Annotated in this window: 23 protein-coding genes and 2 riboswitches; of the genes, 5 read left to right on the top strand and 18 right to left on the bottom strand. The window is 56.7% G+C overall.

All coding sequences use genetic code 11. From position 1 onward, the window contains the following. Window positions 1-192: 192 nt before the first annotated feature. From NF683_RS14725 to NF683_RS14700, 6 genes are read right to left on the bottom strand one after another with little or no spacing between them, the layout of a single operon-like run. Window positions 193-1359: a cobalamin biosynthesis protein CobG gene (locus NF683_RS14725; protein ID WP_253920323.1), complete on the bottom strand. Its 1167-nt coding sequence runs from the start codon at window positions 1357-1359 to the stop codon at window positions 193-195. Then, entirely contained in the window at window positions 1337-5176 is a 3840-nt protein-coding gene (cobN, locus tag NF683_RS14720; RefSeq protein WP_253920322.1) for a cobaltochelatase subunit CobN, read from the bottom strand. Before cobN ends, NF683_RS14725 begins: the two co-directional genes overlap by 23 nt. Then, window positions 5176-6282 (bottom strand): cobalamin biosynthesis protein CobW, encoded by a 1107-nt coding sequence (gene cobW / locus NF683_RS14715; protein WP_253920321.1) that lies wholly within the window; start codon window positions 6280-6282, stop codon window positions 5176-5178. Before cobW ends, cobN begins: the two co-directional genes overlap by 1 nt. Next, window positions 6269-7639: a cobyrinate a,c-diamide synthase gene (locus NF683_RS14710; RefSeq protein ID WP_253920320.1), complete on the bottom strand. Its 1371-nt coding sequence runs from the start codon at window positions 7637-7639 to the stop codon at window positions 6269-6271. The genes cobW and NF683_RS14710 overlap by 14 nt, the downstream gene beginning before the upstream one ends. Next, on the bottom strand, window positions 7639-8232 hold the full coding sequence (gene cobO, locus NF683_RS14705) for a cob(I)yrinic acid a,c-diamide adenosyltransferase (RefSeq protein WP_253920319.1): 594 nt from the start codon (window positions 8230-8232) through the stop codon (window positions 7639-7641). Before cobO ends, NF683_RS14710 begins: the two co-directional genes overlap by 1 nt. Continuing rightward, a complete protein-coding gene (locus tag NF683_RS14700) occupies window positions 8229-10001 on the bottom strand; it encodes an AAA family ATPase (RefSeq protein ID WP_253920318.1) in 1773 nt (590 codons plus the stop codon). The genes cobO and NF683_RS14700 overlap by 4 nt, the downstream gene beginning before the upstream one ends. 341 nt (window positions 10002-10342) lie before the next feature. Then, window positions 10343-10534, top strand: a riboswitch (cobalamin riboswitch). 67 nt (window positions 10535-10601) lie between these two features. Between NF683_RS14700 and NF683_RS14695 the strand changes: the two genes are divergently transcribed. From NF683_RS14695 to NF683_RS14675, 5 genes are all read left to right on the top strand, one after another. Beyond that, window positions 10602-11615 carry an ABC transporter substrate-binding protein gene (locus NF683_RS14695; protein ID WP_253920317.1) on the top strand — a complete coding sequence of 338 codons (1014 nt, stop codon included), beginning with the start codon at window positions 10602-10604 and terminating at the stop codon, window positions 11613-11615. A 15-nt stretch (window positions 11616-11630) separates the two neighbouring features. Continuing rightward, window positions 11631-12695 carry a FecCD family ABC transporter permease gene (locus tag NF683_RS14690; RefSeq protein WP_253920316.1) on the top strand — a complete coding sequence of 355 codons (1065 nt, stop codon included), beginning with the start codon at window positions 11631-11633 and terminating at the stop codon, window positions 12693-12695. Beyond that, window positions 12695-13459, top strand: coding sequence for an ABC transporter ATP-binding protein (locus tag NF683_RS14685; RefSeq protein WP_253920315.1), 765 nt, complete (start codon window positions 12695-12697; stop codon window positions 13457-13459). Before NF683_RS14690 ends, NF683_RS14685 begins: the two co-directional genes overlap by 1 nt. Before the next feature lie 118 nt (window positions 13460-13577). Then, a complete protein-coding gene (locus NF683_RS14680) occupies window positions 13578-14402 on the top strand; it encodes an AraC family transcriptional regulator (protein ID WP_253920314.1) in 825 nt (274 codons plus the stop codon). Window positions 14403-14458: 56 nt separating this feature from the next. Beyond that, entirely contained in the window at window positions 14459-15397 is a 939-nt protein-coding gene (locus NF683_RS14675) for a DMT family transporter (RefSeq protein ID WP_253920313.1), read from the top strand. 42 nt (window positions 15398-15439) lie between these two features. Here NF683_RS14675 and NF683_RS14670 read toward each other — a convergent pair whose 3' ends face one another. From NF683_RS14670 to cobT, 12 genes are all read right to left on the bottom strand, one after another. Beyond that, on the bottom strand, window positions 15440-16210 hold the full coding sequence (locus NF683_RS14670) for an ABC transporter ATP-binding protein (RefSeq protein ID WP_253920312.1): 771 nt from the start codon (window positions 16208-16210) through the stop codon (window positions 15440-15442). Continuing rightward, entirely contained in the window at window positions 16210-17205 is a 996-nt protein-coding gene (locus tag NF683_RS14665; protein ID WP_253920311.1) for a FecCD family ABC transporter permease, read from the bottom strand. Before NF683_RS14665 ends, NF683_RS14670 begins: the two co-directional genes overlap by 1 nt. Beyond that, complete coding sequence (locus tag NF683_RS14660) at window positions 17206-18171, bottom strand: cobalamin-binding protein (RefSeq protein WP_456362349.1); 966 nt, start codon at window positions 18169-18171, stop codon at window positions 17206-17208. Continuing rightward, window positions 18161-19963, bottom strand: coding sequence for a TonB-dependent receptor domain-containing protein (locus NF683_RS14655; protein WP_253920310.1), 1803 nt, complete (start codon window positions 19961-19963; stop codon window positions 18161-18163). Before NF683_RS14655 ends, NF683_RS14660 begins: the two co-directional genes overlap by 11 nt. A 138-nt stretch (window positions 19964-20101) precedes the next feature. After that, window positions 20102-20330: riboswitch (cobalamin riboswitch) on the bottom strand. A 33-nt stretch (window positions 20331-20363) separates the two neighbouring features. Further along, entirely contained in the window at window positions 20364-20795 is a 432-nt protein-coding gene (locus NF683_RS14650; RefSeq protein WP_253920309.1) for a bifunctional adenosylcobinamide kinase/adenosylcobinamide-phosphate guanylyltransferase, read from the bottom strand. After that, window positions 20747-21400 carry a histidine phosphatase family protein gene (locus NF683_RS14645; RefSeq protein ID WP_253920308.1) on the bottom strand — a complete coding sequence of 218 codons (654 nt, stop codon included), beginning with the start codon at window positions 21398-21400 and terminating at the stop codon, window positions 20747-20749. Before NF683_RS14645 ends, NF683_RS14650 begins: the two co-directional genes overlap by 49 nt. After that, on the bottom strand, window positions 21337-22113 hold the full coding sequence (gene cobS, locus NF683_RS14640; protein WP_253920307.1) for an adenosylcobinamide-GDP ribazoletransferase: 777 nt from the start codon (window positions 22111-22113) through the stop codon (window positions 21337-21339). The genes NF683_RS14645 and cobS overlap by 64 nt, the downstream gene beginning before the upstream one ends. Beyond that, a complete protein-coding gene (locus NF683_RS14635) occupies window positions 22110-22643 on the bottom strand; it encodes a bifunctional adenosylcobinamide kinase/adenosylcobinamide-phosphate guanylyltransferase (protein ID WP_253920306.1) in 534 nt (177 codons plus the stop codon). Before NF683_RS14635 ends, cobS begins: the two co-directional genes overlap by 4 nt. Beyond that, on the bottom strand, window positions 22627-23742 hold the full coding sequence (gene cobD / locus NF683_RS14630) for a threonine-phosphate decarboxylase CobD (protein ID WP_253920305.1): 1116 nt from the start codon (window positions 23740-23742) through the stop codon (window positions 22627-22629). The genes NF683_RS14635 and cobD overlap by 17 nt, the downstream gene beginning before the upstream one ends. After that, window positions 23739-24728 (bottom strand): adenosylcobinamide-phosphate synthase CbiB, encoded by a 990-nt coding sequence (gene cbiB / locus NF683_RS14625; RefSeq protein ID WP_253920304.1) that lies wholly within the window; start codon window positions 24726-24728, stop codon window positions 23739-23741. Before cbiB ends, cobD begins: the two co-directional genes overlap by 4 nt. Then, window positions 24722-25435: an adenosylcobinamide amidohydrolase gene (locus tag NF683_RS14620; RefSeq protein ID WP_253920303.1), complete on the bottom strand. Its 714-nt coding sequence runs from the start codon at window positions 25433-25435 to the stop codon at window positions 24722-24724. Before NF683_RS14620 ends, cbiB begins: the two co-directional genes overlap by 7 nt. Beyond that, a complete protein-coding gene (gene cobT, locus NF683_RS14615; protein WP_253920302.1) occupies window positions 25432-26481 on the bottom strand; it encodes a nicotinate-nucleotide--dimethylbenzimidazole phosphoribosyltransferase in 1050 nt (349 codons plus the stop codon). The genes NF683_RS14620 and cobT overlap by 4 nt, the downstream gene beginning before the upstream one ends. Between the last annotated feature and the right edge of the window lie 17 nt (window positions 26482-26498).

Genomic DNA, 26498 nt, shown 5'->3' with positions numbered 1-26498 from the left:
AAACTCTCCAAATAAACTAATTCGCAGTTACTGGTCTGCAAGGCATCCGTGCTAGGGCAGGTTTCCGCGAGGGCGCTGTGAACCCGTCCCTGGGAGCTACTTTTTCCACCCCTGGAAAAAGACCCTCGCTACAACCTGCCCTGGCACTCAGCTATCCAGCATATAAGCTACTATTTTTTAATCTCGATAAACCTAACGGCTTTCGCTGAGCTTTTTAATAACATCCAACGCCTCACTCTCAGTGACGCCTGACTTAACCGGTGCGCTATCGGCGCGACCGTTAACAATCACGTCAAAGCGCCCTTCGCGGCCGGTTAGGCACAGCGCTGCAGGCCGTTGGCGGGCGCAGCCTTTAGCGCACCCGGATATATGTACGCTTGCTGCCACCCAGCCACTTAGCCGTTCGGCAAGCGGCTGGGTGGCAACACTCGCCTGTTCGCAGTATGGCGCGCCGGGGCAGGCGTCCATCGCTAACCGCGGGTCGCTATTATGACGGATTAAGCCATCAACCGCGGGTAGTGTATCGCAATCCTTTAACAATAAGCGCCGCCAGGGCGTGACCTGCACAGCGCTGATCTTTACTAAAGAGCCACTTGTCTGGGAGACAGTCTCACGCAGCGTATTAGCCGCTACCCGGCCAAAAGGCAGCCCCACCACCATACCGTTGCTATGTTCGCCCAGCGCCAGCTTCTCGCCAGGGGATGCGGGGGCAGTATCAGCGGTCGCCCAGTCAGGCAGCGGTGCTGTGTGCCGCCGCATGCGCCCAGAGTCCCAGCCACCGCTGTCCACAAACCAGTGGGTCAGGCGTATTAGCTGCTCAACGGCGGCTTCGGGCTCGTTCACCGCCGTGCCACACTCATAGCCATCGGCACGTACTATCAAACCGCCTTCTGTCGAGCGCTCAATACGAAAATCGGCAGCGCTATCGCACAGCACCGGGGCTTTTCCCGTATCAATCGCAATGCCGATCTTGCCGGGCATGGGCGCTAATTCGCTGCCCCGCGTTTGCAACAGGCGGGCAATGGTATGAGTGTCGTCGCCCTCTTGCCAAGCAGGTGCCAGCATCAGTTGCGGCTGGCGTTCTGCTTGCGGGTCGTCGTTCACCAACTGATGCTCAACCAGAAACGCCATCAGCGGCGGCCAGCTGGCCTCGGTCACTCCCCGTAGTTGAATATTGGCCCGGCTGGTTAGCTCGATTAAACCGCTACCGTAGGTCTCGGCGGCCTCGCACAGTGCCACTACCTGTTGGCGTGAAAGCTGGCCCAGCGGTGGGCGTACACGCACTAGCAGGCCATCGCCGGTGGCCATGGGCCGCCACGCGCCGGGACACCAGCCTTTAATGCGCGGGCTGGTGGTCATAGTGCCCCGTCTCTTTGGCTTCATCCATTTCCAGCAGCAGATCTTGTAGCGCCTGGCCATGTTCGCCGGGGGCTTGCCACATGCCTCGCTGGGCGGCTTCGAGTAAGCGCTCGGCCATCTCTTCTAAGGCTGCGGGGTTGTGCTCACGCAGGAACTGCTGATTAGCAGCGTCGAGCACTAGGGCGTTACTCACCTGGGCGTACTGGTAGTCGGCGACTAGATCAGTGGTGGCATCGTAAGCAAACAGGTAGTCCACCGTGGCAGCCATTTCAAACGCGCCTTTATAGCCGTGCTCGCGCATGGCATTGATCCACTTGGGATTCAAAACGCGCGAGCGAATCACCCTCGCCAGCTCCTCTTTCAAGGTGCGAATCTTGGGCACCGCGGGATTGGCGTGGTCGGCGTGATAAATGGTCGGTGCTTTTCCGCTTAGCGAGCGCGTGGCGTTGGCCATGCCGCCCTGAAAAGCGTAATAGCTATTGGAATCAAGAATATCGTGCTCACGGTTATCCTGGTTTTGCATCACCGCATCCAGCCCTTGGAGTTGCTGCTCGAACGCCGCCCGCGCAGCAGTGCCGGAAGCCTTGAACTGGCCGTAGGCGTAGGCACCTGTATCCATGTAGGCCTCGGCTAAATCGTCGGCGCTGTCCCAAGAACGATTTTCAATTAGCCGGTTCAAGCCCGCGCCATACTCACCGGGCTTGCTGCCGAAGATACGGTAGCTTGCCTCTTGGGCGGCCATCTCTGGGCTTAGCCCTTGGTCTTCCAGTGCTTGCTGGCGAGCAAGCACCGCCTCGCGGATGGTGTTGCTGTTACCCGGCTCTTCATAACTGGCCACCGCTTGCACGGCGGCGTCAAACAGACGGATCACATTGGGGAAAGCGTCGCGGAAGAACCCAGACACCCGCAGCGTGACATCAACCCTTGGCCGATTGAGCAGCATCGAGGGGATCACTTCGAAATCACTCACCCGCTGGGAGCCCAGCGACCATTTAGGGCGCACGCCCATCAGCGCGAAGGCCTGGGCGATGTCATCGCCGCCGGTACGCATGGTGGCGGTTCCCCAAATCGAAAGCCCCAAACGGCGCGGATAGTCGCCGTTATCCTGCAGGTAGCGCTCAACAAACGCCTGGGCGGACTTTTCCCCTAGCGTCCAGGCGGCAGGCGATGGAATTGAACGGTTATCGACGCTGAAAAAGTTACGCCCGGTGGGCAGCGTATCTAGCCGCCCTCGGCTGGGCGCACCGCTAGGCCCAGCGGGAACGAAGATACCTTCTAGGCCGTCGAGCAGCGACTGAATCTCCATCTTGACGCCGCGCTGCATAGCGACCCATAGCTGGTCGCGGGCATAGCGCAGTTGCTCCGCCGTGTTGGGGTAATCTTGGGCCAGTTCCTCCAGGCAACCAGGGGCTAATACATAGTCGGCCACCCAGCGCTCGGCCAGCAGTTCAAGGCGCTCGCGGGTATCCGCGCCGGTGCGCCAAGGGGTATCGAGCAGCTCACTTAGAACAACGGGTTTAGGCTCCTGCCAAGGTTCGTTGCCAGCGGCTAACGGATCAAAGTCTAAACCCAGGTCGCTAGCCAGGTTGTGCAGCAGTCCGCGGCTGGCCACCGCTTCACCACGGGGTAGCCGTAGCAGCGCCACCAAGGTGCCCGCCCGCTTCTCTTCAGGCGGCAGCGTGCCGAGTATGTGCAAGCCATGGCGAATCTGCGACTCTTTGATATCGCACAGAAAGGTATCCAGCTCGTTGAGAATGTCGGCATCATCAGTACTGTTTTCACAACCGTCGACGGCGTGCGCCAGTTCCTGATCGATACCGGTATCACGCAGGTGAGCGAGAATCTGGCTGCGTATCAACGCTTCCCGGCGCGGGTCCATATCCAGCGCTTGATAATACTCATCACATAGCGCTTCAAGCTCGGCCATAGCACCGTAGAGTTCGGCTCGTGCTAGCGGCGGCATCAGGTGGTCGATAATGACCGTCTGACTGCGGCGCTTGGCCTGGGCACCCTCGCCGGGGTCATTAACAATAAACGGATAAAAGTGCGGCAGCGGCCCCAGGGCAATATCCGGCCAGCAGTCCGCGCTCAAGGCGATGCTTTTACCCGGCAGCCACTCTAAGTTGCCATGCTTGCCCACGTGGATAACCGCGTCGACTTGATAGTGCTCGCGCAGCCAGTAGTAAAACGCCAGATAGCTGTGGGGCGGCACCAGCTCCATATCGTGATAGGACTGGGTGAGATCGTCGATAAAATCGCGTTCCGGCTGGATCCCCACAAAGGTTTCGCCTAAGCGAATACCGGCGATCATCAAACGCCCCTGGCGGCATTTGGGGTCTTCGTGAGGCGTCCCCCAGCGCGTACATACGGTTTCTTGCAGCTCGCTGGGCAAGGTTTTAAACCAGGCTAGGTAATCATCAACGCTGATACTCTGCCAGCAGGCGCGCTGGTCGAGGCTGCCGTGATCGTTGGTCACCGCGCCCTGAAGTTGGCGGATCAACGCATCGCCATTTTCCGGTAGCTCGCTTAACGGATAACCCGTCTCTTTCAGGGCGCCTAGAATCTGCAGCGTCGACGCGGGCGTATCCAGCCCGACCCCGTTACCGATCCGGCCATCGCGATTGGGGTAGTTAGCCATAATCAGCGCGATACGCTTCTGCCCATTGGGGGTTAGCCGTAGCGAACAGATGCGCCGCGCCAGCTCAGCGACAAAGGCAGCCCGTTCTGGATGAATCACGTGGTGGGTCACCGCCAGCTGGCAGCGCTGGTTGTAGTGGGCTTCGGCTTTAAACCCCACCGCCCGGGTGATAATGCGACCATCCATCTCGGGGAGCACCACCTGCATCGCCACATCGCGGCTATGCAGTCCGGCGGCCATGTCCTGCCAGTCTTCCGAGGTATTGCTGGCAAGAATCGCCTGAAGTACCACGGGTCGCCCAACAAACAGGCTGTCGGGTAGCTTTTCACCCAGAGCATCCAGCCCGTCGGCGTTGCGATTGACCGCAAAGCTGGTGGTATTAATCACCAGCATGGCGCCGGTCTGCTCAATCAGGTGGTTGATAAAATCAATGCATGGCCCCTCTTTCAGGGACGCCACGGCTACCGCTAGCGGCTCTAGGCCTTTTTCTCTCAGCGCGGCCAACAATCCGTCTGGGACAGCGGTATTCGCCCCCTGCAAGTGGCTGCGATAAAACAGCAGCAGGCACACCGGCCGCCCTTGTATCTGACGATCGCGCCACTCGCTAAGGCTTAGCGCCTGCTGGTCTTGCGACGCATAAATCACCGCGGCCGGAATAACTTTCGGCTCCTGCCAAGCTAGAGAAAGCGAAAAACATTCGCTGGCGATAAAGCGCAGCAGTTGCTCGGCGTTATCCACACCGCCTTCTCTTAAATAGCGCCACACCCGGTAAGCGCCATCAAAGGCGATGGTGGAGTCTTCCAGCAGGGCATCATCAGGTGCGTCGCAACCCGGCACCAAAATCAGCTGGCGTTCGGGTTTGGCCGCCGCCCAGGCGAGCAGGCGTTCATGACCGTACTGCCAGTAGGCTTTCCCCCCCAGCAGTGAAACGACGACCAGTTGGGCGTTCTCCAGCACCCGATCTTCATAGAGATCGTAGGCCGCCGGTTTTACTAGATTCATCCAGTTGGCTAGCCGTACCGAGGGGTACGCTTCACCCAGGCGGTCAACCGCCTGAGCCAGTGCCGATAGATTGCTATCAGCGGCGGACATTATCACGACCTCGGCGGGACTCTGTTGCAGGTCGATAATGCCTTCATCATCGACAAAGCCTCCGGGCTTGGCGGCAAATAAGTGCATTAGTTGGCCGTTTGAACCTCTGCCTCAGTTAGCGCGTCACGCAGCGCGGCGCTATCCAGCGATTTGCCAATAATGACTAGCTGGGTCTGGCGCGTCTCGTCCTGGCTCCAAAGCCGATCGAAGTAACCTTCCAAACGCTCGCCAACCGCCTGAATAACCCGGCGCATGGGTTTGCCCGGAATTGCCGCAAAGCCTTTGGCGCGGTAAATTTCGTGGCTTTTCAGCAGTTGCTGCAGCTTGCTGGCCAGGGCGTCGCCATCCACTTCACCCAGGGTAATCACGCAGGAATCAAAGTTATCGTGGGCGTGGTCGTGGTGCGCGCCTTCAGCGTGGTGCTTATCGTGGTGATTGGTGATGCTGTCGATATGCTCTTCGCTGGCCGCACCAATGCCCATCAGCGCTTCCAACTGGGCGGTGTCGGTGGTTTGGGTCTGATCGATAAACAGCGTTTTTACCGATTCGCTCACCCGCGACTGAATTACCGCTTCAACCTGCGTGCGCTCTTCCGGGCTAAGCAGGTCGGCCTTGCTGACCAGCACCAAATCCGCCGCGCTTAGCTGGTCATCAAGCAGCTCGCGCAGGCTGGGGTCGTGATCCAAGCTTTCATCAGCGCGGCGTTGGGCTTCGACCTTATCCACATCACTAGCATAACGGCCAGCGGCTACCGCGGGGCCATCAATCACGGTAATAATCGCATCGACGGTGCAGTGCTGGCGCACGTCGGGCCAGTTAAACGCTTGCACCAGCGGCTTAGGCAATGCCAGACCGCTGGTTTCGATCAGAATGTGGTCGATATCATTGCGACGGGCAACCAACTTCTTCATTACCGGCAGAAACTCTTCTTCCACGGTGCAGCAGATACAGCCATTGGCCAGCTCATAGATGCTGCCATCTTCCCCGTCTAGCTGCCCGCCTTCGCTACCCTCTTCACACCCCAGCGCACAGCTGCGCAAAAGGCTAGAGTCGATATCCTGCTCGCCGAACTCATTGACGATCACGGCGATCCGCTTGCCGGTGACTTGGCGCAGAATATTGGCCAACAGCGTGGTTTTGCCGCTGCCGAGAAAACCGGTGACGACCGTGGCGGGAATCTTATTCAATTGCATGGGTAAATGCCTCGCTGTGCTGCAGTTCGCAGTGCGCCGGGCTGGCAGAAAAAAGCCTCGCCACAGCGTCAGGATTGTTGGGGAAAAACAGATGTAAATAGGTCGCCGTTAAGCGATTCTGACGGTAAATCGCTTCCCCCGGTGCGGGGTGGCGCTGGCGACGGCCATGAGCAATCGGCTCGGGAGTGCCTTCTGCCATAGAGCGGTGGTGCGCATGGCCGCGAACCGGGCCTTCCGGCAATTCGGCAGTTTGCATACCCTGACAGCCGCGCCGACCGCGCATCGCCCCCTGCCCTGACAGCAAGCCGAGCATGGGGTAGATGATATCGTCGTAGTCAGTCAGGGTTTCCAGGCAGTACAGCAGGCCGCCACACTCAGCCAGAATGGGCTTGTCGGCGCGATGGAAAGCCTCAATGGCCGAACGCATGGCGCTGTTATCCGCCAACGTGTGAGCGTGAAGCTCCGGGTAGCCCCCCGGCAGCCACAGCGCATCGCATTCGGGCAGGTGGCTATCCGTCAGCGGCGAGAAGAAGCGCAGCGTTGCGCCCATCTGCTCCAGCAGGTCGAGATTGGCCTGGTAGATAAAGCTGAAGGCGGCGTCACGAGCTACGCCAATGGTGCGGCCTTTAAGTACCGGCTTAACGGCCGCAAGCTGCTCTTGCGGAGCGGCAAAAGTCACCGGTGGCAGTGCTGCAAGCGCTTCCAGCAGCCCAGCCGCTTCCAGTGCCTTGGCACCCGCTTCAAAGCGTGCTTCCAAATCCTCGCGAATCTCCGCAGCTTGCACCAGCCCAAGATGGCGTTCGGGGAGCGCTAAATCAGGGTCTCGTGGCACCGCTGCCAGCAAAGGAATCGTCGCTGGCAGCGCTGATTCGATCAGCTCGCGATGGCGCTGCGAGCCGCAGGCATTGGCGATAAGCCCGGCGATATAGATATCATCACGAAAGCTGGCAAGCCCAGAGACCAGCGCGGCAGCGGTCTGCGCCATGCCTTTTACATCCATGACGATCGCCATGGGAATAGCAAACAAGGCCGCCAGATCGGCGCTAGAAGGCTCGCCATCAAACAGCCCCATGGCACCTTCCACTAAAATCAAATCCGCTTCACAGGCGGCATCATAAAAACGCTGGCGGCAGTAAGCTTCGCCTGCCATCCATAAATCTAACTGATCTACCGGTTGACCTGACGCCTGAGCCAATATCTGCGGGTCCAGATAATCAGGCCCGGTTTTAAACACCCGCACCACCTTGCCCTGATTACGCAGCAGCCGCGCCAAGCCCGCTGTGACGGTAGTTTTACCCTGGCCAGAAGCCGGGGCAGCGATAAACAGCGCGGGGCAGCGAGCGGTTGGCGTGCTCATTAGTATTCGATCCCCGCCTGGGCTTTGACACCGCCGCGAAACGCGTGGCGCTCATCCTGAACAACGCTGATGGTATCGGCGATTTCCTGCAGCGGCGTGGCCATAGTACGCCCGGTAATAATCACGTTCTGGTGCGCCGGGCGGCGTTGCAAGGCTTCTACCACCGGTTCGGGGTCGAGATAGCCGTACTTGAACATGTAGCTCATCTCATCCAGCACGATCAGATGATAAGCAGGGTTCTCCAGCAGCCCTTTGGCGACGGCCCAGGCGGCTTGAGCGGCTTCGATATCCCGCTCACGGTTCTGGGTTTCCCAGGTAAAGCCATGGCCCATGATGTGCCAATCAAGCTTGGGATGATCGCGAAAGAACAGGTATTCGCCGGTTTCGCGGCGGCCTTTAATAAACTGAATGACCGCGCACTGCTGACCGTGCCCTAATGAACGCGCCATGGTGCCAAAGGCCGAGCTGCTTTTGCCCTTGCCGTTGCCTTTAAGCAGTATCAGCACGCCGCGCTCTTCGGTGGCGCGGCTAATGCGCTCATCGACCACGTCTTTTTTGCGCTGCATGCGGTTTAGATGGCTAGCGTCACTCATGGGCTTTCCCCAGGTTGATGTGCAAAAACAGAATGTGCGAAAACAGGATGTGCCAAAGAGGGTTTACCAAACGAGGCTGGCCAATAACGGGCGCCTAATTGCTGGGCGATGCGTACGCCCTGCCCGCGTTTAACTCTCGACTGCTCGGTATCGATCAGCAGGCAATCACCTAGCGGGGCGAGGTCGTCAACAGATTCCCGTGTGCGGCCATCGGTAATCAAATAAGTACGTACCTGTAAGCCAGGCTCGCGGCGCTGCCACTGTTGAATTAGCCGTTTGGCTTCAACAATCGCTTCCCGCAGCGGCGTGCCACCGCCGCCCTTGGCATGATCAAGCGTGCCCCGCGCGTTTTTGGGAGCACGACGACGTGACAGTAGCGACACCACGCCACCATTACCAAACCCCAGCACCGCGACCTGCTCCCGTGCAGCGTAAGCTTGGGTGACCAGTGACTCAACCAGCCCTTTGGCTTGGCCTAACAAGCGCTGCCCCAAGGTGGAACCAGAGGTATCCAGTAGCACCAGATGGGCTATCGCCTGCCCTGCGCGAGATTTGCGCATTTTTAACTGCCACCAAGGCCACTGGCCACGGTTGGCGATCAGCGTCGCGAACCCGTCTAGCCGCGAGGTTTCCGCCAGAGAACGCCCTCGACCGGAGACACTTCCCTTGCCTGAGCTAGCCGCTGTATCGGCGCGTTGCACACGCGGGGAAAAGGTATTGCTCTCGGGCAGGTTAACCGCTGGCTGGTTAATGGACTCCTGTGCTACAGGCGGCATAGCGCCCCACTGGCCCTGCTCACCATTTTGGTGGGATGATCCGCCGGTGGGCGCGTTATTAGCTGACGACGATCCGCCCTCCCCATTCGAAGGCGTTTGATTAGGCGGGGAGGACGGCGGATGTTGCTCTGGCGGCTGGGTTCGACGATGTGCCAGCACCCAGGGCTCAACGGTGTCGATATCTTGCTGTTCAACGCTCGCCACGCCACGCCAGGCGGCATGAGCCTGGGCGGCTCGGTGCCAAGTAACGTCTGCCCGCAGCCCTTCAACGCCGGCGGCTTCGCAGCGTGCCGCAATGGTCTCGTACACCCAGTCTTCGCTAGTCACCGACGCTAGTGCCTGTTGGGCATGGTCAAGCTGCTGAGTCAGCGCTGCCTGCTCTACCGCAAACTGTTGTATGTAAGCCTCAGGGTCGCGGTCAAAGGCTTCGCGCTGCTGAACAATAGCAATGCGCTGTTTAACGCTGACGCGGTCAGCCTGTTCAATACAGAGCCCAAAACGGTCGAGCAGCTGCGGACGCAGCTCGCCCTCGTCAGGGTTCATGGTGCCAATCAAACTAAAACGCGCCGAGTGCGAGTGGCTGATGCCATCACGCTCAACGATATTGACCCCACTAGCGGCCACGTCTAGCAGCAGGTCAACCAGCATATCCGGCAGCAGATTAACTTCATCGACATACATCACCCCGCCGTGGGCTTTGGCGAGGAGCCCTTCATGAAAAGTGGCTTGCTGCTCGGCTAGCACCTTTTGCAAATCTAAACTCCCCACTAGCCGGTCTTCGCTGGCACCGAGGGGTAAAGTGACAAAGGGTGGCTTTTTGCCATTGGTGTCGTTCGGCAAAACCGCCGCCAGTGCCCGCGCCAGGGTTGATTTCGCACTGCCCCGAGGACCACTGATCAGCACACCACCAATGCGCGGATTAATCGCATTCAGTAGCAAGGCGGTTTTCAGCGCTTCCTGGCCGACAACCCCCACAAAGGGAAAGTCACTCAAGCGAACCTCCCATGCAGAGCATGCCCGAAGCTTGAACTTGATTCATGATGACTTGGTAAGTAATGATAAAACCATTCATAAGGAAGCGATGAAATAAAACGTTGCAGTATAGAGGAAGGCGCGGCTTTGAAGCCAGCTTAGTGCCAAGCATTCCCTAGAAGACAGTCCCTATTAGTACACGGTAAGACAGGCCTAATGTCGACGCTAGGCCAAATTGATATGACATTTAAGAATACCAAGCCACAGAAGATTTGGTTTGTCTTATCGTAATGAAAAAAATGGATTTAATGTCAAATTTAGCCGAAAGATCGGGCTTTTTGTTGTTCTACCTTTACCCGCCACCTAGAATAGCTGCCATCGGTGTTCCTCACGGAACTTAATAGAGAATCCGCTGCGGCTTAGCCGCGAAACGGAACTGCCCCCGCAACTGTAGGCGGTTAGCGATGCTCAATGAGCCACTGGACGTATTGTCTGGGAAGGCGAGCTAGCCATGACCCGTCAGTCAGGAGACCTGCCGACCATGTTAATTAATCGAGCGAGACAGTTCGGCCAGATATTTTTTCTGGCTGTACGCATCGCTCATCATGCACGGGAGTGTACATGATGTTGAGATTGACCACGGCGGTAGCTGCCAGTGTTGTAAGCCTTAGCCAAGCGGCTTACGCCGCTACCGATTACCCCCTCACACTCACCAACTGCGGCGTAGAGATAAGTGTGGCGTCGCCCCCCGAGCAAACGGTAACGGTGGGTCAATCGGCCACAGAGATCCTTTACTCACTAGGGCTCGCTGATAGCGTAGTTGGCACCTCAGTCTGGTTTAATCCGGTCTTGCCGCAATTTACTGACGTCAATGAACAGATCGAGCGGATCGCTAACGACGACCCCAGCTTCGAAGCCGTGGTCAATAAACGCCCTGACTTGGTTGCGGTGCAGTACGAGTGGCACGTGGGGCCTACCGGGAGCGTGGCCAGCCGAGATCAGTTTCATGAACTTGGTATCGCCACCTACATCATGCCCGCCGATTGCGACACCAAGGATAACTCTACCGGTGGCGATGGTACCCGCACCGCCGCTTTCTCGACGCAATCGATCTATAAAGGGATCACCGAGCTAGCCGAAATTTACGATGTTCAAGACGCTGGTGATGCCCTGGTGGCAGACCTAAACGCCCGTGAAGAACACGCTATCAACCTGGCAAGCAGCGTTGATTTGCCAGAAGACCTGTCGGCAGTCTTTTGGTTTTCATCAACGGATCTGGGAGTTAGCCCTTTTGTTGCCGGTCAACTGGGCGCACCAGGCTATATGATGGACAAACTGGGCATTCGCAATGTCATTGAGTCTGATGAAGAGTGGCCCACCGTTGGCTGGGAAAGCATCGCCCAGGCTGACCCCGATGTGATTGTTATCGCCGCTATGGATCGTCGCCGTTTTCCTGCTGACGACATCGAAGCAAAGCGTGAGTTTCTGCACAACGACCCGGTTACCCGCGAAATGACGGCGGTTCGAAATAACCGCATCGTTGAGATGGACGCTCATGCGATGAGTGCCACCATGCGCAGCATTTACGGCCTTGAGTCACTCGCCGAAGCGCTGTCGACGATGTCTTTCAATTGAGATGGCTTTTAACACATGAGCATAGCGCTAACACGGCCGACCGCTAGACGCTTCGGGCTGCGCTGGCTTTGGGTAACGCCTCTTGTGCTGGTGGCCGCACTCATCGCGGGCACCGCCATCGGCGAGACATCAATTCCCGTTGATACGATACTCAAAGTGCTCGCCAATCAACTACTTGGCGCGGACTATCCAGTTGACCGAATCGACGAGGGTATTATCTGGAACTACCGCCTCAGTCGCGCCGTCGTTGCCGCTTGTTGCGGCACCAGCTTGGCATTGGCGGGAGTGGTATTGCAGGCCCTGCTGCGCAACCCCCTAGCCGACCCCTATTTAATGGGCATTTCTGCTGGTGCATCTACGGGTGCCGTTGCGGTAGCGGTTGCTGGGTTAGGCGCCGGCATGCTGTCACTCTCCTTGGGTGCCTTCGCTGGCGCTCTACTCGCCTTTGGCATCGTAGTGATGCTCGCCCATGCGGCCAACAGCGGTGTCGGTGGTGGGCGTGGCGTTCAGGCAGCAGGGGCAATTATTCTGGCCGGGATTGCTGGCTCGCAGCTGTTTAATGCACTGACGGCTTTTATCATTACCAAGTCAGCCAGTGCTGAACAGGCGCGAGGCATTATGTTTTGGCTGATGGGCAATCTCTCCGGGGTACGCTGGGCTGATGCCACCTTAGCGGTGCCTGCCGCGCTGCTAGGGCTAGTGGTTTGCCTATGGCACCGCCGTTCCCTGGATGCGTTTACCTTCGGGGCCGACAGCGCCGCGTCTATGGGCATTGCAGTGCGCCCGGTACGCGGCATGCTGATTATCGCAATGGCACTGGTCACTGCGGTGATGGTCTCCATCGTAGGAGCGATTGGCTTTGTTGGCTTAGTGATTCCCCATGCGATGCGCTTTATTGTCGGCAGCCAACACACGCGATTGATACCCGCCACGGCGCTTGCTGGCGCGGTATTTTTAATCGGTTCAGATATTCTCTCGCGCACGCTGATATCTGGTCAGGTGCTTCCCATCGGGGTGATTACATCGCTAATCGGCGCACCCGCTTTTGCGCTAATTCTTGTCCGTGGCAAGAGGCATTAATGCAACTATCCGCAGAACAACTCACCTGGGCGGTACATGGCACGCCACTGGTCATTGACGTCACCCTGACTGTCGAGCCTGGTCAGACCTTTGGTTTGGTGGGGCCCAACGGCTCGGGAAAAACGTCCCTGCTACGTCTGTTGGCCGGTTTGAACAAACCAAAGTCAGGACAAGTGCGGATTAATAACCAGCCTTTGCACGCCCTCACGCAACGCTCTATCGCTCAATCTATTGCCTTAGTTGAGCAACAGGCTGACACCACCGATAGAATTACCGTGCGCCAAGTGGTCGCGCTGGGTCGCACGCCTTTTCTTTCCGCCTTACGCGCCTGGTCGATTGAAGATGATGCCATCGTGGCTAAAGCGCTGATAGATGTTGATATGGCGCATATGGCAGACCGGCTTTGGCATACACTTTCTGGCGGTGAGCGCCAGCGCGTGCATATTGCTCGGGCATTGGCCCAACAGCCTAAGATCCTGCTGCTGGATGAACCCACCAACCATCTGGATATTCGCCACCAGCTGTCGATTCTTGAACTGGTCAGGCAACTGCCGATTACGGTGATTATTTCCCTGCACGATCTTAACCAAGCCATGGAGTGCGACCGAATCGGCGTTATGGATAGCGGCCGCCTGATCGATAGTGGCCCACCCCACGACATACTCACCGCCAGTAGGCTACAACAGACCTTTGGTGTGCATGCCCACGTGATCGATGACCCTGTCGATGGCAAGCAGGTCATGCGTTTTCGCAATGCTGTTTAGAAACGTTAGCAAAGGGTCAATGACTTGGGGTAAATGACATAAGGTAAAAGCCAAGTAAAAGGTGGCGATACCTCAGGGTATAGTGAGGCGTTTTCTTGGTTAAGATATTGGGGCCCAAATGAGTACTGACCATCCACCAAATGCGCATCTTGCCAAATGGGAAAATGCTAAAAACCCTGTGGTGTCGATGTTTAAAGAGTACCCTGCGGGCCATCACATCCCTCCCCATCAACATCAGCGTGGACAGTTAATCTATGCCAGCACAGGTACGATGAGACTGTGTACCCGCGATGAATACTGGTTATTACCTCCGTTTCGTGGCGTGTGGATGCCTCCTTACGTAGAACATGAAATGCGCGCCAGCACGCCGGTTTGTTTGCGGACGTTATATGTCAATGTCGAATCGTTCACCTTGAACTTGCCTAATCATCCAGTAGGAATAGGCGTCACTGCGCTTTTACGCGAGCTGCTGATCAGGGCCTCCTCTTTTTCAATCACCTATCATCCAGACAGCTTCGAAGAGCGCTTATTGCGGCTAGCATTAGAAGAAATGAAGCTGGCCTTCGAGTGTGGATTAAAACTGCCCATGGGCAGAGATAAGCGTTTGAAAAAGATCTGCGATACGTTGCTGGAAAATCCGGGTGATGTGCGCTCACTGGCAGATTGGGCGAATGAGGTCGGAGCAACGACGCGGACACTATCCCGACTATTTCGCACTGAGACAGGTATTTCTTTTATTCAATGGCGAGAGCAGGTACGCATTGTAAGTGCCATGTCGGGGTTAAGCACCGGGCAACGCGTTAGCCAAGTTGCAGAGCATCTAGGATATGCTTCACAAGGGGCGTTTACCGTGATGTTCAAACGTGTCACGGGTAAATCTCCCCGAGAGTATTTAAACGATCTGTCCTGTTCTCAAACAAAGTTGTCTCGCATGGAAGAATAGAATCCGAGTGAGATTGATATTGTTTCTCTACTTCTTGAAATAATCGGTAGAGGAATATGAAACGTTTACTAACGTCACTCACTGACCACTATTACGTTCTGATAATCGCATCTACATTCCTGCAAGGGTCTTCTTTTGTCAGCACTAAGCTCGTTATGGAGCAGATGTCGCCGTTATGGGCGGCGTCTGCTCGCTTCCTGGTCGCAGCAGTATCCTTGTCGCCTTTTGTTTTTATCCAAATGCGCAGGCATAAAATAGCTATTAAAGACCTTCCTTGGGTAAAACTGCTAATAATTGGTAGTTTTCAAACAGCCGGTGTCATGTCGCTACTCAACATTGGACTAACGGCGACCAGCTCTTCAATAGCGGCCATTCTTATGGCCAGTAATCCTTTACTGGTGGTTGTCTTGGCATGGTTTATTTTAGGCGAGCGCTCCTCGACGTTTGCCTTATTCGGCTTAGCCTCTGCATTTATTGGAGTGGTTATTTGTATTGGGATCGACGTTGACGGCTACCACGGAATCGGGCATGGGGAAGTATTGGTGATGCTGGCATCTACCTGCTGGGCCTGCTCTACCGTGTTAAGTAAGAAATTTGCCATGACGCCCTCACCTTGGGTAGTCACTTTCTGGCAGATGTTGATTGGCTCCCTGCTGCTTATGGTGATAGCTGCATTCAGCAAACAACCTTTTTCCCTGCCGACGGATGCTTACCACTGGGGAATGTTTATGTGGCTGGCAATTCCCGCGTCGACTGGAGCTATCGGGCTTTGGTTTGCGGCGTTAAAGATTGGCGGCTCCGTACATACAAGCGGCTTCTTGTTTCTGTGCCCACTGTTTGCCGCCCTGGTTGCATTTATATTGATCGGACAACACCCGGCATGGCATGAAGTGATTGGCGGGGTTTTGGTGGGCACAGGCCTGTTTCTGATGTCCCGCCAGCGTCAACCAAACCAGCGACAGCAAAAACCAGCCCCCTTATTAGATGCCCGCTAACGTAGCAGCGAGCGCTAACTGTTGAGCTAGCTAAGCTTGTCATCACTCTTTTATGGGCACGAATACCGGTGCCCCTTCAACCTCGACCACCGCCAGCCGCTGCTGGTAAAGGCGCTCTAATGCACTGGGCACCAGCGTGCTGTCTCGCGTGCCCCAGCAAGCCTCGCCACTGGGGTAAAGCAGCAAAAGGTGATCACACCAGCGGGCGGCTAGATTTAAATCGTGCAGGCACATCATCACCGCGCTGCCCTGGGCTGCCTGCTGGGCCATCAGCGCCATCACTGCGCTTTGGTGGTGTAGGTCGAGGTGGTTGGTGGGTTCGTCAGCCAGCCAGATATTGGGAGCCTGAGTCAGTACCGTGGCCATCGCCACGCGCTGACGCTCGCCACCAGAAAGCGTACTCACCAAACGGTCGCGCAGGTGCGCAACGTCTAACCGTTCAAGCGCTGCCTCGGCTTGGGCGTAGTCGGCGGCGCCCTCCATTTGCCACAGCGATAGGTAGGGGTGGCGGCCAATCAGTGCGGTTTCCAGCACGGTCGCGGGAAAACCATCCAAGCGTTCCTGGAAGACAATTCCCAACATTTGCGCAACTTGCCGTCTGCTCAGCGTCTCAAGCGACTGCCCTCCCAATAGCACTTGCCCGGAGCGCGGCGCGTTCAGCCCTGCCAAGGTGTGCAGCAGCGTCGTTTTACCTGCTCCGTTGGGGCCGAGCACGCCCCATACCTGCCCTGGTTCGATGACAATATTCAGCGCCGTGCCATCGTCTCTTCCCGGCACGTTGATGATGAGGTCTTGGGTAACCAAACGGCTCATCAGCGGCTCCGGTAAAGCAGAAAGAGGAACGTCGGCACACCTAATAGCGCGGTAATCACCCCCACTGGCAGTTGTTCCGGAGCAATCATCGTGCGCGCCAGTGTATCGGCCAGCACCAGTAAGGTGCCCCCAGCCAGAGCACAGGCCGGTAAGATTAACCGCTGATCATTACCCAGCAATAGACGCAGCATATGTGGCACTACCAAGCCGACAAAGCCGATGCTGCCCGCCGTAGTAACAGCCGCGGCGGTTAACAAACTGGCGACAATATAGATGCACCACTCAAGTGGCCGGACGGCAACGCCCAGCGCAGCAGCTTGCTGCGGGCCACGGGCCAGCACATTTAAGCTGCGTCCAAGGGGCATCAGTACCACGCAAGTAGCCAGTAACAGCAGCAGCGGTGGCCAGGGAGCACGCGCGTAAGAAAGATCGCCCATTAGCCAATACAGCATGCCCGGTAACCGCTCAGCAGGGCTCAATGCCAACATCAAGGTGATCACCGCGCCCCAACCTGCCGCAACCACTACGCCGGTTAGCAGTAACCGCGAAGGTGTCCAACTACCGCTGCCGTGGGCCAAACCAAAGACTAAGAACGTCGAAAATAGCGCACCGCCAAATGCCGAACCTGAAATTGCCAATCCACCAAGACCACCTAGCATGGCAGCAAGTGCACCAATCGAGGCACCGCCGGAAAGCCCGAGTACATAAGGGTCTGCAAGAGGATTACGCAGCAGCACTTGCATCAGAGCACCCGCTACCGCTAACAATCCACCGACAGCAAAAGCCGAAAGTGCTCTTGGCAAGCGCAGCTCCAGCACCATAGTACGCGCAAGCGCATTGCCCTCGTCCTGGCCGATATAACCAAGATGACCGAGAACCACTTGCCAAATTTGCCCAGGGGAAAGCTGCGCACTACCAATGCCAAGGGCGATAATCAGCGAAGCCAGTGCCGCCAGCAGCAACAGGCCTAGCGGGAAGCCCAATCGTGCTAACATTTAATGGCGCTCGCGTTTTTGTCGGGCGATATCAAGCTTCTCGCAGAGAATTTGGCTACCTTCCATCAAGCGCGGGGTGGGCCGCTGAATCAGAGAAGGCGGGACAAAAAAGAGATTATCATCGGCAACCGCCGTTACGTTTGAGTACTGCTCCCAGTGGGTCAGCCAATGGCGATTCTCTTCACCCATGCCGCCGGCAACAATCGCTTCAGGGTTTGCCGCCAGGACAGCCTCATCATCAATACGTGGCACTAAGCGCGCCTGCTCACCAAACACATTTTCACCGCCGCAGATCTCGATCACCTGGCCGATAAGGTGTGCGTCATTGACACTCATTAACGGCTCATCCCACACTTGATAGAAGGTGCGCACTGGCTCCCGATCACGATAGCGAGCGGCCAGATCAGCCATCCTCGACCGGAAATTATCAGCGACCGCCTGACCGGCACCTTCAGTGCCTGCCAGCTTCGCCAAGCGCTCAATTGCGCTGGCCACGCCCTCAAAATTCCTAGGCTCAATATAGAATACCGGCATACCCAGCGCTTCAAGGGTTTCCAGCTGTTCAGCGGGGTTTCCGGTTACCCAGCCGATCACTAAATCAGGCGCCAGCCCTACCAGGGCTTCTAAATCAATGCGCGTATGGCTGCCAACAGACGCAACGTCTTTGGCCTCTGGTGGATAATCGCTGTAACTAACCACCGCCACCACCTGATCCCCGGCGCCCGCAGCGTAGGTCAGCTCTGTCGCCCCTGGCGAGAGCGTGGCAATACGTTGAGCCGGCGTGTATAGACACACTTCACGCTCACGATCATCCACCGCGCAGCGGCTGTGATCATCTGCCAATACGACGTTTGCAACCACACCACTGAGCATCGATAAGCTTAGTATGAGCCGGCTTAATAACAGTGCGGGGCCAGTGGCCCCGCGATGTTTAAACAATGTCTGATTCGCTGTTTTATTGGCCATAGTGAACGCTTAAGAATCCTGCACGGCCTGCGTTAAGATAGTCGGCACCATCAAACGAGCGCGTTGTAATGTAATCTTGATCCAACACGTTTTCCAACGTTACACGCGCACTCCATAACGGGGCAAACTGCCAACCTGCGCGCAGGTTAACCTGCCCGTAACCGCTGAGGCGATCTTGGTTCTGCGTATCGCGGTAACGGTGGTTTTGAGCAATCCAGGAGCCACCCACCGACCAGTCGCCCAGTTCACGGTCTACGTCTAAGCGAAGGCTTTGTGAGGCGCGGTTTTGCAGACGTTTACCTGTTAGGCGGTTTTCAGGATCGGTGTAGGTCAGCGCAGCGGCTAGCGTCCAATCGTCCAGCTCGACGCCTGCAGCCAGCTCAGCTCCACGAATACGGGTTTCGGGTACGTTAAACAGCAACCCCTGGCCAGCAATCAAGTTGTCGATATCGGTTTGATAGAGTGCCGCATCCCAGAACCAATGGGCGTACTGACCGCGCACACCGACCTCGATGCTTTGCGACGTTTCAGACTCTAAGTCGGGATTACCAAAGCCTGGGAAGTAGAGCTGGTTGTAAGTGGGTGCGTTAAAGGCTGTACCGTAGTTGGCACGCAAGGTGTGGTGGACGTCTAGGTCATAGCCCACGCCTACGCTGCCGGTGACTTCTTCGCCGTAAGCTTCATTGTCATCAAAGCGCAAGCTGGCTTGCAGAGTAAACGGCGCAAAATCGAGCAAGGCTTGGGTAAATACCGCCGCGTTGCTTCGGCTAGTTTCATCGTACGCCGTAGTGCTATTAACGCGATCTTCGCTGTATTCAGCGCCTGCAATCAGCTCGTGTGCACCCGCTGTGAAGGTATTTTCCCAGCGCGCAGTACTCACCTTGGTGTTAAACACGGAGTCACCAAAGCTATTGATGTTATCACTTTCATCACGAGATTCGCTGAGTGTTAAACGGCCGCGCCAGTTATCGGTTATCGGCAGCTCGCCGTAGATACCCGCCACTTGCTGAACGAACTCGTTTTCACCGCCATCGTATTCGTTATGACCACGGGCACGAAGCGCCAACACGCCCGCTTCTGCACCGCTTTCAAAGGTGTGAGACACCCGCGCTAACGCCGTGGTGTTGTCATAGCTCTTATCGTCGCCGTCGCGTCGAATCGGTTGACCATCCGTGGCGAAGTGGCTAGCGGAAAAGCTATAGCGGGTGCCGCCCTCTTTGCCGCTAATACCGGCACTTAGGCGCTGGGTATTAAACGAACCACCACCGACAGAAATACGCGGTTGCGGACCCTCTTCTTCGCCTTGGGGGGTAAACAACTGAATAACGCCGCCAATCGCGTCGGCACCGTATAGGCTGCCACGCGGACCACGCACAATTTCAGCGCGATCAAACATGCGCGGCTCCAGATGCTGCCAGGCAGCCCCACCACTAGTGGCGGAGCGAAGACGAATACCATCAATCAACAGGACATTTTGGCCGCTACCGCTGCCACGAATAAAAACGCTACTGTTTTTGCCAAAGCTGCCGTTCGTGGAAACATCCACCCCTGGCTGGCCGCGCAACAAGTCGGTAATACTTACCGGATCTTGACGGCGTAGCGTTGCCTCATCCAGTACAGTCACCGAGGACAGGCTTTCATTGGCAGTACGCGGAGCAAGTGCGGCGGTAACAACAACGGGGTTTAATGCATTCGCAGCAGACTGCGCGTTAGATTGGGCTTGAACGGCCATGGGCAATGCGGCCATCGCAAACGCCGCCAGCGTGGCGGTGGAATGAAAACGGTAAGGCATGAGGAGATCCCTTGCTCACTGTGCTCACCCGCACAGCGTATTTTTTTGACCGGGCAGAGGGATGATGGGGGATCAGCAGCCTAAGCTAGCGATATCACCCTGAGCACGCCCTCCGCGTCTCGGCATGTTGTGGTCCTGTAGAACCATGCCTCTTAGGCCGGTCTCCGGGCTGACGAGCGAAAAGCGGATAACAGCATCATGCCTTTCCGAACGACCACCTTCCCATGCGTTAGCACAGTGGCATCTTTAGCCGTTCTTATCTCGATCACCGTTGCGGGGGCAGCGTTGGAATCACGTAAGTGTTCACCAACTTCCCGTTTAACTGATGGCGATAATGACCATCAGCACCTGAGAGTGCGCGTAAACTAGCAACTTGTTAGGGGCTGGTCAATTTAACCGACTAGGGTTTAAGCGCCTGCACGAGCCCATGTCGTACATGCCAGACCTGCTCAGATTGGGCGGCAGCGTCTTGGCTAAACCAGCCGCTCAAATCGCGCAGGCGACGCTGGTCTCGGGCCATGGGGACGATTCCCCGCCCTAGCTCATTCATAATGACCACCAGCGTTGCACTGTGGGTTTGTGCGGCAGTGGCCAAGCTTTCCAGATCTCCCCGCCACTGCGCGCGCGACGCATCGCTGCTCATATCCGAGTGCAGCACGGCCGCTAACCACTCAAACACACCGTGCAGAACGAGCGGCACATTAGGCTGCATGATGTGGGTCGCTTCGTGTAAACGCTGCCCTGGAGAAAGCCGCCACCAAACAGCGCTGGGAAAGCGTGCTTTTACAACATCGCGCTTACCTGCGCAGGCACCGCCGATGAACAGCTGCATTGCCACTCTCCTTTGCCATCTTCACGTTTTAGATACGTCAGTTGCCAACGCCGTCCTTGTGCTTGGTGAACGATGCCTTCCCAAAAGCCAATGGTTTCGAAACGACGCCGCAACTCGCGTATTACCCCGCCGTGGGTAACAACCAGCACTTTTTGATAATGATGTTCGCGGGCGTGCGCCGCCACCTCTTCAAGCCAAGCATTTAAACGCTCACGTAGCTGGCCAGACGATTCACCGCCGGGAATTTGCAGCTCACCCACGCTGTCAATCCAGGCGCGATAATGGGGTAAGTCTTTTAGTTCATCGTAAACTTTGCCTTCATAGTCACCAAAATCCAGCTCACGTAATCGTGGTTCTAGATACAGCGGCACACCCGGCTTTGCCGCCTGTGACCACTCAAGAGTTTGCTGACAGCGGTTTAAATCACTGGAATAAACAGCGTCAAAGCACTCTTCTGCCAATGCGTCACGCAGTGCCAGCAGCCCCACTTCTGCATCAGGAAATAGCAGCGGAATATCGCGCTGTCCTTGGTAGCGGCGCTCTAAATTCCAGGCGGTGATACCGTGGCGAACTGCCACCAACTCCACATTAAGACCAGTAGCCAAAGCTCTCCTCCTTCAATGGTGGCACCTACCATATCGCCATTGATGCCGTTAAATAGCCGCAGCAGTGCCTTTCTGGCGATTGCTACCCACACGACGATGACTACCCCCCAGGCAAGCAATGTCGGTGAAACCGCAACAACCAGCACCAACGGTAGCAAGGCATAACCAACATCACGGGCACTTAGCGACTGCTGCCAGCTCCATGCGAGCCCCTTCGAGTGAGCACAGGGGGTAAAAATCAGCAGCGCGACCCCAGCCAATCGACCCAATGCAGGCACGGCAACCAGCCACCACAGCGGCGCCTGATAAGCCACCAGTGCCCAAAGCAATACGCCCTTCCAGGCCAGCAAAAACAGCAATGCCAGAATGCCGAAACTGCCTATCTGAGCGTCCTTCATGATTTCCCAACGCCGCTCAAGGGGCTGGTTACTGCCTAACGCATCGGCAAGGTCCATTACGCCATCAAGATGCAAACCACCCGAAAGCGCTACCCATAGGCTTAGCAGTAGCAACGCAGTGATTGGCGCTGGTGACTCTATGAAACTTAATAGCAGCGCGCTTAACGCCAGCACGCTGCCAATTAATAACCCTACCAACGGATAGGCGCGAATTGCCCAGCGACGGGTGGCAGGTGTCCATGGACAGGCAACAGGAAGCGGAATTCGGGTTAGAAACTGCAGCGCGAGTATTAGGCCGAACAGCGCATTTTTCATCGTTTCCACTCCATGGCACAGCCCGCGATGACTTCAAGCACTGAGTCAGCTTCCGCCGCTAACCAGCGGTGTAAGCACTGGATAAACTCAACGTAGCGCCAGGTAGCCGGCTGATTGGGAATCAGCTCTTCGTTGAGATCGTTCGATACAATCACCAGTGTTAGTCCCCGTGCTTGTGCATCACGCAGGCAGCGAGCCAGCAGCGCTAGACCTTGCTCATCACTGAATTCTTCATTTGGCTCAGCGCCAAACAGCACTTGCCCTGCCCAGAGAGTTAAACAATCGAGTAGCACCGCGTGGTGATCAGGCACTTGGGCAATCGCTTGGTCAATCGCCAGGGGCGCTTCTAGCGTCACCCACTGGCCTTCCCGGCGTGCCTGGTGGCGCGATACCCGGTCGGCCATTTCGGCGTCGTAAACATTGGCGGTGGCAATGTAGTAGCAGCTGGCGTCCCCCGCTGCACTGAGCACACGCTGCTCAGCTACTTGGCTTTTTCCTGAGCGAGCGCCCCCGCTAACAAAGACAATCATGCAGCACCTTTAGCAAGCGGTTATTTGCCGACTCATTACGCAGTGCCAAGCGTAACCAACTGCCCTCAAGCCCTTTAAAGCTGTGGGTATGCCTCGCCAGTAGTCCTTTATAAAGCATGCGTTCAAACAGGTCTGCGCTGGTCACGCCGCGTTCACGCTGTAAAACACTTGGCCGCACAAGGAAAAAGCAGCTGTGACTGGGCACCACCTCAAGCCCTAGCGCCTGTAACGCCCTGCCCAGACGTGGCTGCTCACTAGCCAGCCACTGCTGGGTGAGCCGTGCAAACTCGCTATCCGCTAACAGCGGTGCCACCAGTTCAGCAGCAAGATAGTTCACACTCCAAGGCGGTTGGTGGTGACTCATGGTGTCTACTAGGTTTTTCGAAGCCAGCACGTAGCCTAGGCGTAACCCAGGCAAGGTATAAAACTTGGTCATTGAGCGTAGCAGTACTAAATGACAGTAACGCTTAAGCAGCGGCGTCAGCGCCTCGACGTCTATTGATAGATCGATAAAGGCTTCGTCGACCACCACTTGGGTTCCAGTAGCCTGCGTGTGCGCTAGCAGTGCCTCTACTGCCTCGATGGCTATCAGCGTGCCAGTCGGATTATTCGGACGACACAGAAACACCACGTCGGCGTTTGCTGCACTCTCTAGCAGGTCGTCCATCTGACAAGCGAAATGCGGCTCGCGCAATACATGCTCGGTCATTTCAATACGGTGGGCAGAACAGGCTCTGGCATATTCACCAAAGCTGGGAGCCAATAATAAGGCTCGGCCACCGGCATGCAGCGCAGCGGCAAGAAAAATGGCCTCTGCCCCACCATTGGTCAGCAGCACTTGTGCTGGCTGAACGCCATTTTGCGCCGCAATGGCCTGCCGGGCTGAGGCGTAATCCGGCGAGGGATAGCGGCTAAGCCCACCAAGTCGTGTTACCAACCAGCCTGCCAGCCATTCGGGCGGCCCAAATGGGTTAAGGTTAGCGCTTACATCGTCAATCACATGATCGGCAGGTAGCCCAAAACGCTTCAGCAGCGCTGCGGCCTGGCCACCATGGCTTGGCCAATCAGTCGCCTTGTGAACGTTGGTTTGACGACTCATAGCCATGAAATCCCCTCGCTTGTTAAGCCCGTTAATACGCCCATTAACAAGAAAAACAGCAGCCAAGCGCCGTGCATTAATTTAATAGTGGCGTTGATATGCGAACACGTCAGCGTTTCCAGTGGCGAGCCAAGGGTTGCTCGATGGGAAACCGCGCCCTGATAAACATTAGTGCCGCCCAACTGCACACCCAGCAGATTCGCGACCATGGCTTCTGGCCAACCCGCATTAGGGCTTGGGTGACGGGGCGCTTGGCGGCAGGTGGCCAACATGGCCCGGCGCCAATAGAGAGTTGAGGATTGCCAGCTGATTAGCCCCCCAGCAACCCACAAACAGAGCGCAGTCAGCCTGGCGGGCAGCCAGTTAGCCATATCATCGAGCTTCGCCGAGGCATAGCCGAAGTCGCTATAGCGTTCGTTTTGATACCCCACCATGGAATCCAGCGTGTTGATTGCTTTATAAGCCAGCGCCAGCGGCGCACCGCCGATAAACGCGAAGAATAGCGGCGAGGTGATGCCATCCACGGTATTTTCTGCAATGGTTTCCACCGCGCCACGGGTAATCTCCGCCTCATCCAGCTGCTCGGTATCACGCCCCACCACCATGGAAAGCGCCTTTCGCGCCGATGCTAAATCACCGTTAGCCAGCGGCACGGCAATAGCGCGCCCCGCTTCCGCCAAGCCTTTTATGGCCAGCGTTGTCGCCAGCAACCAAAGCTCAGCAGCTAGCCCAAGCCAAGGGTGCACCCAAGTCAGTAGTTCCAAACTCAGCCAAGCGAAACTAAACGTGCCCAGCACAATGGTGGCGGTGAGTAAAAAGCCTAAGAGCCGACGGCGCTTGTCACTGCCCTGGTTCCAGCGCTGCTCAAGTGCGCTGATAGCACGCCCAATGATGACCACTGGGTGCGGCAATGGGCGCGGGTCACCCACGATCAAATCAATGACAATCGCCATCGCGACTAACCCAACAGTAGCTACCCCTAGCATGGTGAAACCTGCTGCGATTTGCTCAGCGAATCTAGCGTTGCTCGATACACTGCTTGTCCAATCGCCCGTCCAAGCGCCGTACCAGAGCCTGCATAAGAGGTCTGACAACCGCGTTGAGTAGCAGCGATAGACAGGCTATCGGTTGATGTTCCAGTTGCAGGCGTATCACTGAATGGATCATTAACGCCCACTTTTCTCAGCGCCTGAACTTTCGCCTCCGTTGCCGAGATAGAAGCATTAACCAGCGCACCATCGGTCAAATGGGCATCTAAAAAAAGGAACGTATTGATCGTGCCCACCTTGGGTGTGCTTCGCAGCACTAAACGGGGGTCTGAATCGCTTGAAACGCTAATATCTACCGCATTGCCAACACCTGCTGTCACCAATGCCAGTACACCATTGGCTGTATTAACTAGCGGCACACTGGCGACACATGCGTTGCGCAGGCGCACTGCCGTCATCATCGCAACAGCACATAACGGTAGCCGCTGATTGTCCAGCCAGCGTATTAGGTCACCTTCCGGGTGATGGCCATCGTAATCTTTATCGACGTGAAAATTTGCGAAGTGTTGGCGATATCCAAACCCGCCCCCCACGAGTGCGCTACTCAGGGTATACAGTGGCTCAGCAGCAGACACCACCAAGCAGTGCTCGCTTTGCGACCACGTTAGCGGCTGGCTAAATGAAAGCGTTTCTTGCTCACTCATAGGGCACTATTATCGTGAATACCCGCATCGGCAAAGGTGGCCATTTCACTAAGCATCGCGGCGGCAGCCTGCAATAAAGGAAACGCCAACGCCGCGCCACTGCCTTCTCCCAGGCGCATTCCCAAGGCTAGCAGCGGCGAGGCATCAAGTGCCTCAAGGGCCGTGGCATGGCCGGGCTCTTCAGAGCGATGCCCAAAAATCAAATAACCACGCACCGCCGGACATAAACGGCAGGCCGTCAGGGCGGCTACCGTAGCAATAAAGCCATCCACAATGGCCGGCAGTCGGTTTGCTGCCGTGGCCAAATAAGCCCCTGTCATGGCAGCAATCTCTAACCCGCCGAGCTTGGTTAGCACCTCCATGGGGTCTTCGGCATTGACTTGGCGTGCCTTTAGCGCCCGCTCGATCACCGCTACTTTATGGGCCTGCTGGGCGCTGTTAATACCAGTGCCAGCGCCCACCAGCTGGGCCACTAGCTTACCGGTTAGCGCCGCCAGCATGGCGCTGCTTGCCGTGGTATTAGCAATGCCCATTTCACCAACAATAATGCATTTCGCGCCCGCCTGAACGGCTCGCTCAACGGCTTCGCAGCCTACCTGTAACGCAGCCAGCGCTTCGTCACGGCTCATGGCATCTTCAAGCACCATATTGGCGGTGCCCGCGCGCACTTTGGCATCAATCACGCCAGGCATTGCCAGCGGTGACGCAACACCAACATCCACAACCTCAATCTGGGCACCAATTTGTCTGGCAAAGACATTGATCGCCGCCCCGCCATGGGCAAAGTTAGCCACCATTTGGGCCGTCACTTCTTGTGGAAAGGCCGACACGCCCTCTTCAGCAACCCCGTGATCAGCAGCAAAAACAATGATCGCCGGTGGCGTGATGCTTGGCTGACATTCACCAGTGATCTCACTAAGCGTAACGGCCAATGCCTCTAACTGGCCGAGGCTGCCCGGCGGCTTAGTGAGCGTATCAATATAGCGAAGCGTTAATGCGCCAGTGTGACTATCAAGTGGCGTGACTTGGTTAACGATGGGATGCATAGCAGCTCCAGGGCAGC

The organism is Halomonas sp. MS1, assembly GCF_024182575.1.
GTDB lineage: Bacteria > Pseudomonadota > Gammaproteobacteria > Pseudomonadales > Halomonadaceae > Vreelandella.
Note: the sequence above shows the minus strand (reverse complement) of the source record. Positions and strands in the feature narration are given on the sequence as shown.

Coding starts and splice junctions, on each gene's coding strand:
- NF683_RS14710 (WP_253920320.1), bottom strand. CDS start 7,639: ATGAGCACGCCAACCGCTCGCTGCCCCGCGCTGTTTATCGCTGCCCCG.
- NF683_RS14650 (WP_253920309.1), bottom strand. CDS start 20,795: ATGCAGCTGTTCATCGGCGGTGCCTGCGCAGGTAAGCGCGATGTTGTA.
- NF683_RS14690 (WP_253920316.1), top strand. CDS start 11,631: ATGAGCATAGCGCTAACACGGCCGACCGCTAGACGCTTCGGGCTGCGC.
- NF683_RS14635 (WP_253920306.1), bottom strand. CDS start 22,643: ATGATTGTCTTTGTTAGCGGGGGCGCTCGCTCAGGAAAAAGCCAAGTA.
- NF683_RS14695 (WP_253920317.1), top strand. CDS start 10,602: ATGATGTTGAGATTGACCACGGCGGTAGCTGCCAGTGTTGTAAGCCTT.
- cobD (WP_253920305.1), bottom strand. CDS start 23,742: ATGAGTCGTCAAACCAACGTTCACAAGGCGACTGATTGGCCAAGCCAT.
- cobT (WP_253920302.1), bottom strand. CDS start 26,481: ATGCATCCCATCGTTAACCAAGTCACGCCACTTGATAGTCACACTGGC.
- NF683_RS14685 (WP_253920315.1), top strand. CDS start 12,695: ATGCAACTATCCGCAGAACAACTCACCTGGGCGGTACATGGCACGCCA.
- NF683_RS14675 (WP_253920313.1), top strand. CDS start 14,459: ATGAAACGTTTACTAACGTCACTCACTGACCACTATTACGTTCTGATA.
- NF683_RS14655 (WP_253920310.1), bottom strand. CDS start 19,963: ATGCCTTACCGTTTTCATTCCACCGCCACGCTGGCGGCGTTTGCGATG.
- NF683_RS14665 (WP_253920311.1), bottom strand. CDS start 17,205: ATGTTAGCACGATTGGGCTTCCCGCTAGGCCTGTTGCTGCTGGCGGCA.
- NF683_RS14620 (WP_253920303.1), bottom strand. CDS start 25,435: ATGAGTGAGCAAGAAACGCTTTCATTTAGCCAGCCGCTAACGTGGTCG.
- NF683_RS14680 (WP_253920314.1), top strand. CDS start 13,578: ATGAGTACTGACCATCCACCAAATGCGCATCTTGCCAAATGGGAAAAT.
- NF683_RS14670 (WP_253920312.1), bottom strand. CDS start 16,210: ATGAGCCGTTTGGTTACCCAAGACCTCATCATCAACGTGCCGGGAAGA.
- cobW (WP_253920321.1), bottom strand. CDS start 6,282: ATGCAATTGAATAAGATTCCCGCCACGGTCGTCACCGGTTTTCTCGGC.
- cobO (WP_253920319.1), bottom strand. CDS start 8,232: ATGAGTGACGCTAGCCATCTAAACCGCATGCAGCGCAAAAAAGACGTG.
- cobS (WP_253920307.1), bottom strand. CDS start 22,113: ATGAAAAATGCGCTGTTCGGCCTAATACTCGCGCTGCAGTTTCTAACC.
- NF683_RS14725 (WP_253920323.1), bottom strand. CDS start 1,359: ATGACCACCAGCCCGCGCATTAAAGGCTGGTGTCCCGGCGCGTGGCGG.
- NF683_RS14660 (WP_456362349.1), bottom strand. CDS start 18,171: ATGGCCAATAAAACAGCGAATCAGACATTGTTTAAACATCGCGGGGCC.
- cobN (WP_253920322.1), bottom strand. CDS start 5,176: ATGCACTTATTTGCCGCCAAGCCCGGAGGCTTTGTCGATGATGAAGGC.
- cbiB (WP_253920304.1), bottom strand. CDS start 24,728: ATGCTAGGGGTAGCTACTGTTGGGTTAGTCGCGATGGCGATTGTCATT.